6 protein-coding genes are annotated in these 16,580 nt (G+C 64.7%); 5 read left to right on the forward strand and 1 reads right to left on the reverse strand.

The window, feature by feature from the left end; genetic code table 11:
• A complete protein-coding gene (locus HNQ65_RS23670) occupies positions 1 to 8,823 on the reverse strand; it encodes a type I polyketide synthase (RefSeq protein ID WP_184343753.1) in 8,823 nt (2,940 codons plus the stop codon).
• Positions 8,824 to 8,984: 161 nt separating this feature from the next.
• Between HNQ65_RS23670 and HNQ65_RS26885 the strand changes: the two genes are divergently transcribed.
• The 5 genes from HNQ65_RS26885 (at position 8,985) to HNQ65_RS23695 (ending at position 16,580) form a co-directional block, all read left to right on the forward strand.
• Positions 8,985 to 11,351 carry an ABC transporter permease gene (locus tag HNQ65_RS26885; RefSeq protein ID WP_184343755.1) on the forward strand — a complete coding sequence of 789 codons (2,367 nt, stop codon included), beginning with the start codon at positions 8,985 to 8,987 and terminating at the stop codon, positions 11,349 to 11,351.
• Between the two features lie 18 nt (positions 11,352 to 11,369).
• The gene (locus tag HNQ65_RS23680) at positions 11,370 to 13,736 is read left to right on the forward strand and encodes an ABC transporter permease (protein WP_184343757.1); all 2,367 of its coding nucleotides are present in this window, start codon (positions 11,370 to 11,372) and stop codon (positions 13,734 to 13,736) included.
• 228 nt (positions 13,737 to 13,964) lie between these two features.
• A complete protein-coding gene (locus HNQ65_RS23685) occupies positions 13,965 to 14,831 on the forward strand; it encodes a type II secretion system minor pseudopilin (RefSeq protein ID WP_184343759.1) in 867 nt (288 codons plus the stop codon).
• The gene (locus HNQ65_RS23690; RefSeq protein WP_184343761.1) at positions 14,828 to 16,048 is read left to right on the forward strand and encodes a hypothetical protein; all 1,221 of its coding nucleotides are present in this window, start codon (positions 14,828 to 14,830) and stop codon (positions 16,046 to 16,048) included. The genes HNQ65_RS23685 and HNQ65_RS23690 overlap by 4 nt, the downstream gene beginning before the upstream one ends.
• On the forward strand, positions 16,035 to 16,580 hold the full coding sequence (locus HNQ65_RS23695; RefSeq protein WP_184343763.1) for a hypothetical protein: 546 nt from the start codon (positions 16,035 to 16,037) through the stop codon (positions 16,578 to 16,580). Before HNQ65_RS23690 ends, HNQ65_RS23695 begins: the two co-directional genes overlap by 14 nt.

Raw genomic sequence — 16,580 nt, forward strand, 5'->3', positions numbered from 1 at the left:
TCAGCTTTTGGCAGCGTCGGCAGCGGGAGGCAGGAAGCCGGTGCTGGCGAAGTACTGCAGATAGCGGTGCATGCGCGGCTGGTCGATGGGCGGGCAGGTGATGCCGGTGCCCTGCAGGTCCTGGAGGGTATTGTGGCAGAACTGCTCTGACTGCTCCTGCACCAGCAAGGTGAGAACCTGACGCGGGATGAAGAGCTGGTAGGCGGCGATGGGATTTGGCTGGATGCCGCCTTTGCCGCCGGAGATGGCGTTTTCCCACTCCTCCTCCGGCAGCACATGGATGCGGTAGCCTTCGGCTTTGGCGAGATCGAGCAAGCGGGCAAAGCTGGGGGCGGAGGGATTGATGAGGTGGTAGTTGCGGCCTGTGCCGGTCAGCTTCTTTGAAAGGCTGATGAGTGCGGAGGAGACATAATCCACCGGAGTCAGGAGGCTGCTGTAGCTCGAGTCCGGGCCGGTGCCGGTCTCGATGCAGGTCTTGATGAAGAGCCAGATGATGTTGTCTGTGGTGCAGATGCCGGTCTGATCATCTCCTACAAACAGGCCGGGGCGGTAAACATTCACTGGGAGGCCGCGAGCGCGGGCCTGAAGGAAGAGCTGCTCGGAGACCCAGCGGCTCTGGCTGTAGCCGACCTTGAGCTTGGCATGCACCGGGAGTGGATCGTCCTCATGGATCGGGCGGTCGTCCAGGGCGCTGCTGGCGGCCAGGGCGCTGGCACTGGAAAGACAGTGCACGGGCTTGAGCGTGCTCTGTGTGGCGAGGCGGATGACCTCCACCGAGCCCTGCACATTGACCTGCCGAAGCACGGAGTAGGGAGCTACGTGATTGATGTGAGCCGCAGCGTGGTAGATGACCTCCACGGTGGAGGCGAGCTGCGCAAAGGCGGCGGGCTCCAGACCGAGCAGCGGCTGGGAGAGGTCTCCAAGCACGGGGATGATGCGGGTGCGGAAGGCGTCATCCCAGCAGCGGTAGTGCGCCAGGTGGGACTCGATCTGCTGCATTGCTGCGGCGGCATCGGCTGCGCTGATGAGGCAGTGAACCTCGGCCTGCGTCTGCTGCAGGAGATCGCGCAGCAGGTAGGCTCCGATAAACTCCTGCACTCCGGTGAGGAAGATGCTGCGCGGCTGCTGGATGCGGGAGGCATCCACGCGGTCTGTGGCGAAGGTGATGTCCCAGCGGGAGAGGTCGGCATCCGCAGAGAAGTCTTCGCCTGCTGTGGCGGGTGCAGACTCCGCCGCTGGTGCGGCGGCGGCAGGTGCGGCTTTGCCACCCGTGAGGTGGCCGAGCAGGATCTCGGTGAGCTTTTGCACCGTGGGCGTACCACCCATGAGCTGGCCGGTGGGAATGGCGATGCCCGTCTGGCTCTCGATCTGGTGGATGAGCTCCACAGCCATGAGGGAGTCGATGCCGATCTCATTGAGCGGCAGCTTGGAGTCGATCTTGGCGGGGGAGGTGCGGAGGATCTTGGCCACCTGCTCGCGGAGGAAGGTGTCGAGCAGCGTGATCTGCTCTGCAGGCTGGGCATTGAGCACGGCATCGCGCAGCCAGTTGGAGTCCTCGGATTGCTGCTGCTTGAGCGCGTCTTCTGTGGTCAGGTGGGCGTAGCGCGGTGTGGTGGCGATGGACGGAGTGAGCGCAGCCCATTTGGCCCAGTCAATACGGGAGACCATCATCTGGCTGATGGCGGGCTGCTGCATGAGGCGGCCCATGATCGGCAGGCTCTCGGCAGGCGTGATGCCGGACCAGCCGATGCGGGCAAAGTGCTCCTCCAGCTTCTTGTGACGTGCCACGTAGCCGACTCCGGCCATGACGCCCCAGTTGATCGTCAGAGCCGGAAGACCCAGGCTGCGACGGTGAGAGGCCAGGGCATCCAGGAAGGCATTGGCAGCTGCGTAGTTCGCCTGCCCCGGGCTGCCGATGATGGAGGCCACGGAGGAGAACATGACGAAGTGATCCAGCGCTAGGTGTCTGGTCTGCACATGCAGATTCCACGCGCCGTTGATCTTGGGCGCGGTGACCTTGCGGAAGCGCTCGGCATTGAGCTGGGAGATCATGCCGTCATCCAGCACCATGGCCACGTGGAAGACACCACGCAGCGGCGGATGGGAGGCGGCGATCTGGTTGAGCAGAGCGGTGACGCTGGCGGAATCGCTGGCGTCTGACTGAATGACGGTGACCTCTGCGCCCGCGGCCTGCATGGCGGCGATGCCAGCGCGTGCCTCATCGGTGGAGGCACCACTGCGGCTGGAGAGCACGAGATGGCGTGCGCCTTGTTTGACCAGCCACTCGGACATAGCCATGCCAAAGCCGCCCATGCCGCCGACCACGAGGTAGGTGGCGTCCGGCTGGAGCTGCAGTGCGGAGGCGGGCGTGTCTGAGCTGAGCGCCACGCGGGCACCCTGAACATTGAGCACCACCTTGCCGATCTGGCGCGCCTGCGTGATGTAGCGGAAGGCGGTGACCGCATCTGCGAGGGCAAAGGTGCGGTAGGGCAGGGCTGGGAGCTTGCGGGAGGAGAAGAGCTTTTTGAGGCTGCTCATCAGCGGCCGGGCATTGCGCGGATCAAGCGCATGGCCGAGGTCGATGGCGTGGTAGGAGAGGTTTTTGCGGAAGGGGAAGAGGCCCACCTTGGTGTTGCCGTAGATGTCCCGCTTGCCGATTTCGAGAAAGCGGCCGTACTGGCGCAGCAGAGAGAGGCTTTGATGAATGGCCTCGCCCGCAAGGGAATTGAGCACGAGGTCGATGCCCTCGTTTTGCGTGATGCGGCGGATGTCTTCCGCGAAGGCGAGCGTGCGTGAGTCGAGCACGTGATGCACGCCGATCTTCTTCAGGAAGGCGCGCTTTTCCGCGCTGCCTGCGGTGGCAAAAATCTCCGCGCCGACGGCCTGGGAAATGCGGACGGCAGCCTGGCCCACACCGCCGGTACCGGCGTGGATGAGCACGCGCTCGCCTTTGCTCATGCGGCCCTGATGGGAGAGCGCGTAGGAGGCGGTGAGGTAGGTGACCATCATGGTGGCGGCCTCCTCCATGGTGAGGTGGGCGGGCTTCAGGAGCACGGCGTGCTCCACGGTGGTGACGTGGCTGCCGAAACATCCGGCGGCGAGCGCCATGACCTCATCTCCCAGCTTGAACTGCGTGACCCCTGCGCCCACGCGGACGATGCGGCCTGCGCATTCATCTCCCAGCAGCATGGCATCGGCGGCCTCGGCGGGATAGATGCCGAGGGCCTTCATGACGTCGCGGAAATTGAGAGCGGCAGCGCAGATTTCGATCTCCACCTCTCCGGGGCCGGGCGCACGGCGCGGCTTGGCACGGAAGACGAGCTTGTCGAGAGAGCCAGGCTTGGCGGATTCCAGACGGAAGCCCTGATCTTCTGCGAGAGAGGAAAGCGGGCTCTGCAACAGCTTGTCGAGTGAGCCGTGGACGAGACGCTGGGCATAGCGGGCCTCGCCGCGCCAGGCGATCTCGGATTCGTCATCGGCATGCAGCAGCTCTTTGAGCAGGATGTCTGTGTCGTGAGACGAGGCGGCGGCATCGAGGTCGATGCTGCGGCAGTGCAGGTCCGGGTGCTCGCTCATGATGACGCGGGCCATGCCATGCAGCGGTGACTGCACGAGGGAGAGCGTGCGGGCTGATTCCCCCGCAGGCTGGGCGCCACGGGTGACGAACCAGAGGCCGGGCAGCGAGGTGATGCCTGCTGTGTTCAGCGCCTGAACGAGGTAGAGCGGGCTGTGGCAGACGAGCGTCTGCGCGGAGGAGAGAGCCTCTGTGGAAGGCTCGGCATCCGCCGGGGCATCGAGGCTCCAGAGATGGACGATGCCGCGCAGAGAACCGGCGGAGGAGATGAGCCGGGTGTAGTCCTCCGGAGATGCGGCTCGGAGCTGCACCACGTCTGCGGAGGGAGCGCTGTATTCACCGGCAGGCGTGACGATGCAGCAGGTGTCTCCGCGTGCGCGAAGTGCCGAGGCGAGAGACTGGGCAAGGCCCTGCGCATCTGCAAAGAGCAGCCAGTGGCCGGGCTCGGCGGCGGCTTCTGCGGTGGCGGCAGGCTGCGGCAGCTCGGGACCGCGTGCCAGCAGGATGGCCTGACTGGTCTGACTGTGATTGTCCGCATCTGTCACAGACTCCACGGCGGTGAATCCGGCGGCGGAGAGAAGCTGCTGCCATGCGGCGGATGGGAGCAGCGGATGAGAGCTGCGCAGGGCGCTGTCTGCAAACTGCCACCAGCGCTCATTCGTGCCGAGCACGAGCTCATGCCAGGGGGAGGGGCGGTCGATTTCCAGCGCGATGAGCAGACCGCTGGAGGCGAGAAGCTGGCGCGCATGCTGCAGCGCTGTCTGCACGTTTTGAGTGAGCGAGAGCGCGTTGGAAAGGATGACGAGATCAAAGTGCTCGTCGGCAAAGCCCTGGTCTGCCGGCGGGAGGTCGAGATCCAGCACGCGGTACTGGACGGCGGGATAGTCGCTGAACTTCTTGGCCGCCTGATCAAAGCTGCGGTCGGAGACATCGGTGTAGAAGTAATCGACACCGGCATGCGGGAGGCGCGGCAGCACGCTGGCGGTCACGCCGCCGGTGGCTGCACCGATTTCCAGAATGCGCACGCGCCTTCCTTCCGGAAGCTGCGCCAGTGCGGCGGAGACGGCTTCTCCGATGCTGTGGTTGTAGGCGCGTGTGAACACGGAGCCCGCCTGGGCGTGCTCCAGCATGTTGGCGGAGATGAGAGCGGCGGACTCGCACTTTCCACGCAGCAGGTCTGGCAGGCCGGAGGTGCAGCGGTCCAGCAGGATGAGCTCGGGGTGGAAGCCCGGGAAGTGGAATACCATTTCCTGCCAGATCTTGGTGGGGTTCACCGTGGCAGGTTTGGCCATGACTTTCCATGCAGGGGCGGATGCGGCGGTGTCCGGCTGCAGCCAGCCTTCGGGCTCCAGCAAAGTCAGCAGGCGGTGCAGGCGCTTCTCATGAGCGGGCTGTACTTTGAGGCGCTTGACGAGGGCATCGAGCGTGAGGACTTCGCCGACCTTGGGGCGGAAGCCGAGATGCTTGAGCACGGAGAGAATGGAGCTGCGGCAGAGCTGCAGAAAGCGCGGCTCCCATTCCTGATAGCGTGCATTCATGCCCAGGTCTGCGCTGTGACTGGCGATGCTCTGGCGCAGTGCGGCAGCGAGCGCGGCATTGTCCGGCAGGTAGTCTGCGGGGCTGTGGGCGGTGGAGAGCGCGAGGGGCTTCAGGTGCCACTCCGGCTGGTAGAGCCAGTCTGCCTGAGCGCCGGAGCCCGGTGCGCTGCTGAGCGGCGTGTATTTGCAGAGGAAGTCGGTGATCTCCAGCAGCACCTCGCCAGCGTCATTGAGGATGAAGACGTCGATGAGGATGATCTTGCGCGCGATCATCTGCGTCCTGCGCACATAAGCCCAGACCTTGTCTCCGGGCTTGGCGTAGCAGCGGATGCGCTCCATGCGTGCGGGCAGGTAGAGCCCGTCATCATCCGCAGGAATGGCGATGGAGGGATGAATGCAGGCGTCCAGCAGCGCGGGATGCACCTCGTAGCGGTCCAGCGCGGTGGCCACGGCGGCGGGCATCTCAATGCGTGCCAGAGCCTCTGTCTCTCCGCCCCAGACGTGGGTGAGCCCCTGGAACTGCGGGCCGTAGCGGAGATCCGCATTGGCAGCGGAATGATAGAGCTTTTCTCCTGTCCACTCCTTGAGGCAGCGCTGCCTGATGGCCTCCAAGTCAAAGGGGGCTGGCCGCTGGCGCTCGGGCTCGGCACGCAGGCGGCCGGTGACGTGCTGTGTCCAGCTCAGCGGATTCTCGGCAGGGGTGCTCTGGATGACGAAGGTGTTTTCGGCAGGGATGCAGGCGATCTGCATCGTGGGATGGTCATCACCATTCGGCAAAATGCAGCCGCGATGGATCTCCAGCTCCTCGATGAGCACGGGCTGCTCGGGGTGGAGTTCGCGACCTGCGGCCAAAGCCATCTCCACATAACCGGCCCCGGGAAAGATGAGGTGCTGGCCCACGCGGTGGTCTTTGAGCCAGGTGAGCAGGCTTTTGTTCAACCCCACTTCCCAGGTGGGGTGAAGGGTGGGAAGAGCGATTTGAAGCAGCGGATTGAGCTGCGGATTGACACGCAGCTTTCTGGAGTAGGTGGGCTCGTTCCAGTAATGGTCGTTCTGCCAGGGATATTCCGGCAGGCGCAGGAGATATCTGCCATCCGGGTAGAGGGCGGACCAGTCCACGGCGTGGCCATTGACATGGAGAGCGGCCAGAGTGCCCAGCATGGTGGCGCGCTCGGGCTTTTGACGACGCAGGGATGGCAGCACCATGCCGCTGAGACCGGCGCCGGTGAGGCACTCCGTCATGGAATTGGAGAGCACCGGGTGCGGGCTGATCTCCAGAAAGTGGGTGTAACCTGCGGCGATGGCGGAGTCGATGGCCGGGGCGAAGAGCACGCTCTGGCGCACATTGCGCCACCAGTAGGCGGCATCGTAGTCGGTGCCTTCGGCCTGACGGCCGGTGACGGTGGAAAAGAGGCGGATGTTTCCTGCCTTGGGATTCAGGCCCGCGAGAGACTCGGCCAGCTCCTCGCGCACAGGTTCCATGTGAGCGCTGTGGAAGGCGTAGTTCACCGGCACATAGCGCACGAAGAGCGCACGCTGCTCCAGCGCGCGGAAGATTTCATCCACGGCATCGGCATCTCCGGAGATGGAGACCATGCTGGGGCCGTTGACAGCGGCGAGAGCGGCGCGGTCGCCGTAGGGAGCGATCATGGCCTCGGCCTCCGCCTGAGTGAGCGCGGCGGCGATCATCTTGCCACGCAGGGGAGTCTTCTCCATGCAGCGTCCGCGATGGTGGATGACGCGCACGGCTTCGAGCAGATCCAAGGCACCGCAGGCATAAGCTGCGGCCACTTCCCCCATGCTGTGGCCCACGACGGCATGCGGATGCACGCCCCAGGATTTCCACAGCTCCGCGAGACCCACCTGCAGGGCAAAGAGGCCGGTCTGCGCGATGTGGGTTTCGTTCAGGCGAGTTGTTTTTTCATCGCGGTTGAGCTCGTCGATGAGCGAGCAGCCGCCGAGCCTGAGCAGTTCATCGTGGATGGTCTGGATGGTCTGGCGGAAGACGGGCTCCTGAGCCATGAGTTCACGGCCCATGGCCCACCACTGGGGACCCTGACCGCTGAAGACAAAGACGAGGCGGGCGTTTTTGACTGGCTGGCCCACGTGGAGTCCGGGGGCGGCTTCACCCGCGAGATAGGAAGTGAGGGCGGCGGAGATCTCATCGCGCGTGCGGCCCACGGCGGCGAGGCGGAACTCATGGTGCGTGCGCCTGCGGGCAGCGGCGGCGCAGATGGCCTTGAGAGAGACTGAATCGTCTTCGACGCAGAGGTAATTCTGGAAGGCGATGACCACGGACTGCAGCGCAGTCTCGGTGCCGCGCGCGGAGAGCGGCAGCAGGAGCTCGGGCTGGTCGGAGTCGTCATGCACTGCCGCGGCGGGGGGCAGGCTGGCCTCCTGCGGTGCGGCCTCCAGCACGGCATGGGCATTGGTGCCGCCGAAGCCGAAGGAATTGATGCAGGCCAGCAGGCGGTGATCCGCGTCCCTTTTCAGAGGCGTGATTTCGGTGGGGACCTTGATCCGCAGGCGCTCGAAATTGAGCGAGGGGTTCGGATTTTTGAAATGGAGGTTAGGCGGGACGATGCCGTGCTTGAGGCAGAGGGCCACCTTGATGAGACCCGCGATGCCGGACCCGGCTTCGAGGTGGCCGATGTTGGTCTTTACGGAGCCGACGAGACAGTCGTCTCCAGCCTTGCGGCCCACGCCGAGGATGGTGCCGAGGGCGCTGCCTTCGATGAGGTCCCCCACGGCGGTGCCGGTGCCGTGTGCTTCAGCATACTGGATCTGATGCGGGGAGATGCCGGCCAGGCGGCAGGCCTCTTCCACCAGCGCCTGCTGGGAGCCACGGCTGGGCACGGTCATGCCGGAGGTGCGGCCGTCCTGATTGACGGCGGTGCTGCGGATCACCGCATAGATGGAGTCTCCATTGGCGAGTGCTGCGGAGAGCGGCTTGAGGTAGACGGCCCCCACGCCCTCTCCACGCACGAAGCCGTCGGCGCTGGCGTCGAAGGCTTTGCAGCGGCCGTCCGGAGACAGCATGTTCATGCTGGAGAAGGCGATGAATGGATAAGCATTCAGGATGCAGTTAACCCCTGCGGCGACAGCACTGTGGCACTCCTTGTTCCAAATGGCGCGGCAGGCCATGTGCACGGCCACCATGGAGGAGGAGCAGGCGGTGTCCACGGCCACGCTGGGTCCCTGGAAGTTCAGCGCGTAGGAGATGCGGTTGGCGGCGATGCTGGCGGCATTGCCGGTGGCGGAGTAGGCGGAGGCGCCGCCACGGCCGAGGTTGTTGTGCTGGAGGTCGTTGTAGTCGTGGGTGGAGATGCCGACGAAGACGCCGGTGTCCTCTCCTTTGACGATGTCCACCTGCTGCCCGGCATCCACGAGGGACTCCCAGGCCACCTGGAGGAGGAGGCGCTGCTGGGGGTCGATGTACTGGGCCTCGCGCTGGGAGATGGCGAAGAAGCCGGGGTCAAAAGTGTCCACCTCGTCGATCAGTCCTGCCCACTTGGAGTAGGTGCGGCCGGGCTTGCCGGGCTCGGGGTCGTAGAAGTAGCGGGAATCCCAGCGCTCCTGAGGCACCTCGCGGATGGCATCCACGCCATCGAGAAGCATCTGCCAGAAGGATTCGGCATTGGTGGCACCTCCGGGGAGGCGGCAGCCGATTCCTGTGATGGCGATGGGTTCAAGGGCGGTAGGCTCTGGCATGGATGGTTGGTAGAAGGGGTGCTTACCTTTGTACGGTGCTGCTTGTCAAGAAAGCGGGTTGGAAATAGCTTCAGCAGAAGTGTTGCATTTTTGTGGACAGGTCCCACGTGCAAAGGAGCTTTTTTTTCTGACATGCCAGTGCCGCCGCCAACCACCCTGCAATGATCGCCACCCTCGACCGCAAGCTGCTTCGCGACATCGGCGGCATGAAGGGGCAGATCCTGATGGTGAGCCTGGTCATGGCCTGTGGAGTGGCGATGATGACCGTGACTCAAAGCACGATCCTGAGCCTGGAGAGCACGCGGGACGAGTACTACCACCGCTACCGGATGCCGGATGTGTTTGGCACGGTAAAGAGCGCGCCGCTTTCCCTGAGGCACCGGCTGGGCAGCATCCCGGGAGTGGCGGCGGTGGAGCTGCGCGTGGCGGATGAGGCGCTGCTGGACATGGAGAGCGTGAAGGAGCCGGTGAAGGCGCGGCTGGTGTCTCTGCCGCAGAGCGGGGATCAGAGCCTGAACCAGATCTTTCTCCGAAGAGGCCGGCTGCCGCTGGCCGGGGCGCAGCGGGAGGCGGTGGTGAGCGAGGCCTTTGCCACGGCGCATGGTCTGCAGATCGGCGACCGGATCACCGCCATCATGAAAGGGCACCGCGACTACCTGGAGATCTGCGGCGTGGGGCTTTCGCCGGAGTTTGTGTTTGAAGCAGCGCCCGGGCAGACGCTGCCGGACAACCGGCACTACGGGGTCTTCTGGCTGCGCTATGAGCCGCTGGCGGTGGCGTATGATCTGGACGGCGCCTTCAATGACCTGTGCCTGGACCTGGCGCCCGGCGTGGATGCACAAGGCGTGGTGGAGGAGGTGGACCGGCTGATGTCGATCTACGGCGCGCCGGGGGCGTATGCCCGGAAGGACCACCCGAGCTCAAGGAGGCTGGAGGATGAGCTGCGCATCGTGCGTGCGCTGGCGCTGGCCTACCCCCTCGTGTTTCTGGGCGTGGCGGCCTTCATGGTCAATTCCGTGACCTCGCGTCTGGTGAGGCTGCAGCGGGAGCAGATCGCGCAGCTGAAGGCGCTGGGCTACACCTCGTGGCAGGTGGGGCGGCACTATGTGAACTACGCGCTGGTGGTGGTGGTGGTGGGCAGCGCGGTGGGGGTGGTGGCGGGATGGCGGCTGGGGGATGTGCTGCTGCGGGTGTACACGCTGCTGTTTCACTTTCCGGAGCTGCGTTTTCAGATGGATCGCGGTGCAATGGTAATGGCGCTGGTGGTGAGCGTGGCGGCCGCGCTGCTGGGAGTGGCCGCGGCGGTGTGGCTGGCGGTGAAGCTCTCCCCGGCGGAAGCCATGCGACCGGAACCGCCCACGGATTTCAAGCCTTCGATGCTGGAGCGTCTCGGCATCACCAAGGGGATGGGGCTGGTGATGCGCATGGCGCTGCGAAACATCGAGCGCCGCCCGGTGCAGGCGGGCTTTACGGTCTGCGGGCTGGCTCTGGCCACGGGGCTGCTGGTGCTGCCCGGTGCGCTGGCAGACAGCGTGGACCATCTGCTGACCTACCAGTGGAACGACCACTTTCGACAGAATGTGATGATCAACATGCGGGAGCCTGCCTCCCGCAGCACCACGCATGACATCGAGCACCTGCCCGGGGTGACCCTGGCGGAGCCGGTGCGCGGCTTTCTGGCACGGATGAGCCATGGGCACCACTCGCGGCGGCTTTACATCCTGGGGCTGGATCATGGCAGCCGGCTGATCTATCCGCGAGACATGCAGGGACGGCCCATCGTGCTGCCGACGGAGGGCGTGGTGCTTTCCCAGAAGCTGGGAGAGGTGCTGGGGGTGAAGATCGGCGACCAGGTGGAAGTGCAGGCGATGGAGGGGCGCTGCGAGACGCGGGAGATCACGGTGAGCGGATTTATGGCGGACTTTTACGGCATGGCAGCCTACATGAACATCAATGCCGCGAGGCTGCACCTGCGGGAAGGGGAGACGATGACAAGCGCGTTTCTGCGGGTGGATCCGAACCAGTGGGACAGCTTTATGAACGAGGTGAAAAAGCAGCCGAAGGTGGAGTTTGCCAGCGCGAAGAGCGACCAGCTGGCGGCCTTCCGTGCGTCCACGGGCGCGAGCATCGGCATGCTGAGAAAGGTCTTTCTGTGGCTGGCGGTGATCGTGGCCTTTGGCGTGGTGTACAACAGCGCCAGAATCGCGCTCTCTGAACGCGGGCGGGATCTGGCCACGCTGCGGGTGGTGGGGCTGACGAAGCGTGAGATCGCAGGCGTGCTGCTGGGGGAGCTCTCGCTGCTGGTGCTGGTGGCGCTGCCGCTGGGGCTGGTGTTTGGCAGCGTGCTGGCGTTTTACGTGATCGGCGCCGTGAGCAATGAGACCGTGCGGCTGCCAAACCTGATCCACCCGAGCACGTATGCGACATCCGCGCTGGTGGTCCTGGCGGCGGCGGGTGCTTCGTTCACGATGGTCGGTTTCATGCTCAACAAACTGGACCTGGTGAGCGTGCTGAAGGCGCGCGACTGATCGTATCCATAGACGCTTATGCTGACTCCGCTTGACCTGAAACTCTTCCGCGACCTGGGGCGCATGAAGGGGCAGATCGTGGCGGTGAGCCTGGTGATGGCGTGCGGGCTGGCGATGATGATCATGACGCGCAGCATTGTGATGACGCTGGAAAGCACGCGGGACGCGTACTACCAGCGCTACCGGCTGGCGGATGTGTTTGCCTCGCTGAAGCGCGCGCCGCTTTCGCTGGCAGACCGTGTGGCGGAGATACCGGGTGTGGCGGCGGTGGAGGCGCGGGTGGTGGTGGATGCCACGCTGGACATCGTGGGCATGACAGAGCCCGCCTCGGGGCATCTGGTGTCGCTGCCGGAGGGGCGCTCGCAGACGCTGAACAAGATTTTCATCCGCCAGGGAAGGCTGCCGCTGCCGGACGAGCGCCGCCATGCAGTGGTGAGCGAGTCGTTTGCGCTGGCGAACAAGCTGCAGATCGGAGACAGCCTGGCGGCGATCATCAACGGGCACCGGGATGCGATCATCATCTGCGGCATCGGACTTTCGCCGGAGTTCGTGTTTGAGGCACGGCCAGGGCAGACGCTGCCGGACAACAAGCGCTACGGCGTGTTTTGGATGAACTACCAGGCCATAGCCGTGCCGTACAATCTTGACGGCGCCTTCAACGACATCTGCGTGGATCTTTCTCCAGGCGCGAAGCCGGGGCCCGTTCTGGCGGAGATGGACCGGCTGATGAAGGACTATGGCGCGCAGGGCGCCTACACCCGGCAGGACCACAACAGCGCCAAGCGGCTGGATGATGAGCTGAGCGTGGTGCGTGCGCTGTCGGTGGCGTATCCGGTGGTGTTTCTGAGCGTGGCGGCCTTCATGGTGAATGCGGTGCTGGCGCGTCTGGTGCGGCTGCAGCGGGAGCAGATCGCGCAGCTGAAGGCGCTGGGATATTCCTCCTGGCAGGTGGGCTGGCATTACCTGAACTATGCGCTGGTGATCGTGGTGCTGGGCACGCTGGCGGGCGGCCTGATCGGCCGCTGGGCGGGGGGCGGGCTGGTGCGCATCTACGATCTGTTTTTCCGCTTTCCGGCGCTGAACTTCCGCATGGACTACGGGGCGCTGGGGATCGCGCTGGTGATCAGCGCGGCGGCATCGTTTCTCGGCGTGGTGAGCGTGGTGTGGATGGCGGTGAAGCTGCCGCCTGCGGAGGCGATGCGGCCTGAGCCGCCGGCGGATTTCAAGCCGTCGATGCTGGAGCGCATCGGGCTCACGCGTGGCAGCGGTCCGGCGTTTCGCATGGCGCTGAGAAACATCGAGCGCAGGCCGGTGCAGGCGCTGTTTACGGTGTTTGGCCTGTCGCTGGCCACAGGGCTGATGGTGCTGCCGGGATCGATGGCGGACAGCATCGACTACCTGCTGACGTATCAATGGAACGATGTGCAGCGGCAGGATGTGGTGGTGTTTTTTGCCGAGCCGGGGTCTGGAGATGCGCTGCATAATGTGGAGCAGCTGCCCGGGGTGCAGCGTGCCGAGCCGGTGCGCGCGGTGCAGGCGCGCATCCGCTTTGGCCACCACTACCGCAAGCTGGCGGTGACAGGGCTGCCGAGAAACGCCGATCTCAACCGGCTGATGGATGCTGAGCGGCGGCGCATCGTGCTGCCGGAGGAGGGGATCGTGATGTCTGCACAACTGGGCCGCAGCCTTGGCGCGCACATTGGAGACGTGGTGCAGGTGGAGGCGCTGGAAGGCAGGCGCGACACGATGCAGGTGCCCGTGCGTGGATTTCTGGAGGACTTTGCGGGAGTGTCCGCCTTCATGGACATCGAGGCGCTGCACCGCCTGATGCATGAGGGCGAGACGGTGAGCGGTGCGTACCTGACGGTGGACCAGTCGCGGTGGGAGGAGTTTATGCGCGAGGTGAAAGACACGCCGCGTGTGGCCACCACGCTGGTGAAACAGGACCAGCTGGAGTCTTTCCGCAGCACGACAGGGCAGAGCATCGGCATTCTGAGAAAGCTGTATCTGGTGCTGGCCATCATCGTGGCTTTTGGGGTGGTGTATAACAGCGCACGCATCGCGCTCTCTGAGCGCAGCCGGGATCTGGCCACGCTGCGGGTCATCGGCTTTACGCAGCGTGAGGTGGCGGGTGTGCTGCTGGGGGAGCTGATGCTGCTGATCGCGAGCGCGCTGCCGCTGGGGCTGCTGTTTGGGCGCGGGCTGGCCACGCTGATCATTGAGAAAGTACGCACGGAGACGGTGCGGCTGCCGCTGGTGATCAGCCTGCACACATACACGCTGGCGGTGATCGTGGTGCTGGCGGCCTCGTGTGCATCCTTCCTGGTGGTGGGGCGCATGCTGCGGCAGCTGGACATGGTGGGAGTGCTGAAGGCGCGAGATTAAGTGACGAGAATGTCGCGAATGACCGAGTGCGCGTAGAGAAAAACTGGCGGGGGAGATCAGGCGAAGGCAGTGCTTTGAATGTAAAGATTCGACTTGAGGATCACGGCCCATGAAGGACCATGCATGCTGGTGAAATGCGATCTACCAACTGTGCGGCAGGCATCGGCTTCAGGCTCGGTGTTGCTGGCGGTATTATGCCTGATGATGGTGCTTTCATTTCTCATCATCATGACCGCCGGAATCTCGCGGCAGCATGCGGAGATGCAGATGGCACGCATGGGCGTGGTGCGTGCGCGGCAGCTGGCGGAGGCGGGGATCGCCGTGGCGGTGCATCCGATGATCAAGGCGGGAGATCCGCTGCTGCGGAGAAAGGTTTCCGAGGTGGAGGCCTTTGAAGCACAGCTGACCACGGAGGAGCGCCGGCTGAACCTGAACGCGCTGCTGACGGATGACAAGCTGCCGATCCTGGAGCGCATCCTGATGTCATGGGGATTTCCCATCACGGATGCGCAGGACATTGCAGCCTCCTTGATGGACTGGAAAGATCCGGATGATCTGAAGCGCCGGCCGGGCAGCGCGGAGAGACTGGACTATGAGTTTGCTGGACGCAGCGGGCTGCCGCTGAACCGCCCCTTTACCAGCCTGGATGAGGTGGAGCTGGTGGCACGCATGGATGAAGTGCGCGCGGCCAAGCCGGACTGGCGCACGTGGTTCACGCTGCGTGGCAGCGGCCAGCTGGACATCAACACCGCACCGGCGGAGATCATCGCCGCAGTGACGGGTGCCTCCTTGGAAAACGCCACGATGATGGTGAACACGCGCAATGGTCTCGACGGCCTGCCACAGACGCAGGATGACATGCCCTACCAAACGATCGAGGCGGCAACATCGATGCTGGGCATCGCCGCCGCAGTGGCGGCAAACCCCGGACTGCTGCAGATGCTGACGCTGCAGGGATCGACGCGCCACATCGAGAGCATCGGACAGGCGGGCGAAGTGCGCTGCGGCATCGGCGTGGTGCTGACGATGAACGGCGGTGCGCCGCGCATCGCCGAATGGAGTGAATTTCCTGTGAAAGGACCGGAGAAACCATGAAACGAATGAGCTTTGGCAGCCAGACCAAGCAGTCGCTGTGCTTTCCTGGAGAGGAAGGCCGCGAGACGTGGGTGTGTGAAGAGGGCGTGTGGAAGCGCTCTGCGCCCGTCTCCGGCGGGCTCATTGGCGTGGAGGTGATGGCTTTTGACAGCGCGCCCTTCTGGAGCCTGAGCGAGGAGACTGTGTCTGAAGACGCTGTGGGGCTGCGCTGGGAGACGCTGGGCATCTCCAGCACGAGCGAGGCTCCGCAGTGGGTGTACTGGACGGTGACGCGGCAGAAGAACCGCGCGCTGGCAGGCACCCTGGCGCTGGCCGAGGATGCGCTGAGCACCGAGGGGTGGCCTGAAAAGCCGGAGACTTTTGAGCCGAGCGTGCGCATGCTGCCGCTGCCTGCCAATGGCATGGCGGTGTGGCGCGAGCTGGGCCGCTGCGTGGCCGCCTTTACGCGGGATGGCAGCCTGCTGCATGCGGCGGTGCTGGCCTCCCGCGTGCTGGATGCGGACGCAGCGTATGAGCTGCATGACCTGTGCGCCGCACTGCAGGTGCATGACTTCATGGAGGAGCCCTTGGGCATCCACATCTGGACAGCGTGCGAGACGGACTTTGTGCCGCAGCTGGCGTGCCTGTTTGTGGAGGCCGGGATCATCAAGGAGCCGCGCCCGGACCCGCGCCCGCCGCAGGAGCCGGGGAGGCTGCTGCCTGCCCATGTGGCGCAGCAGCGCCAGCAGCGGCAGGCCCGGCAGCAGAAGCTGATGATGCTGGCCGTGGGGGCGATGATGTATGTGTGCTTCTTTGGGGCGTGGTGGCTGCGGCTGCAGTGGCGTGACTCACGCGTGAGCCGTGCCGAGGCGGAGCTGGCCACACTGCAGCCGGAGATGGAGCAGGTGAGCCAGGCGCAGGCGCGCTGGGAGGCGATGGAGGGCGCGATCAATCCGGATCTCTATCCGATGGAGATCTTTCACCAGATCGTCTCGCTGCTGCCGGACGAAGGCATCCGCCTGAAGGAATTTCAAATCGACAAGGGCAGGATCATCGTGAGCGGCGAGGCCGCGACGGTGAACCACGCGCTCGGCTTCAGGGACAGGCTGCTGGCCAGCACGGCGCTGCAGCATCATACCTGGAACCTGCCAGTGCCGACCATCCGTGAAGACAACCGCGCAGACTTCCGCGCCGAAGGAACCCTCAGCTCTGGAGGAGATGTGAATGAAGTCCAGTGAGAAACGTCTGATCTCTCTCCTGCTGGTGCTGGCCGTGATCTGCGGCGGGGCCATTCTCTCCCAGCGTTTGCTGAAGAAGCAGCGTGGCATCGAGCGGCGCGAGCAGGCGCTGGAACTCCGGCAGATGGAGTCCACCGCCATCCTGGCAGAGGCTGACCTGTGGAAGCAACGCCTCGGCTGGCTGGAGGGTGCGCAGCCGCAGATGACCAGTGAAAACGAAGCGAGCAAGGAGCTGCTGGAAGGCCTGCTGGCCTCCGCCTCCGCGCTGGGGCTGACGGTGCAGAAGAAGCAGCTGCATGAGCCTGCGAGCCAGCCGTACTACCGCGAGGTGGGCGTCACGCTCACGCTCAAGGGCACGCTTGCCTCCGTCTTCCGCTGGATGCATCAGGAGCTGTCTCCGGAATCTTTTTGCACGGTGACGGGTCTGAAGGTGGTGCCTGACAATGAGGACACCTCCAATGTGATCGCCACGGTGCGTTTCAGCCGCCTGTATCTGCCCGAGATGGCTGAAGCGCCGCCGCCAGCCAAATGA

This window comes from Prosthecobacter vanneervenii, assembly GCF_014203095.1.
Lineage (GTDB): Bacteria > Verrucomicrobiota > Verrucomicrobiia > Verrucomicrobiales > Verrucomicrobiaceae > Prosthecobacter > Prosthecobacter vanneervenii.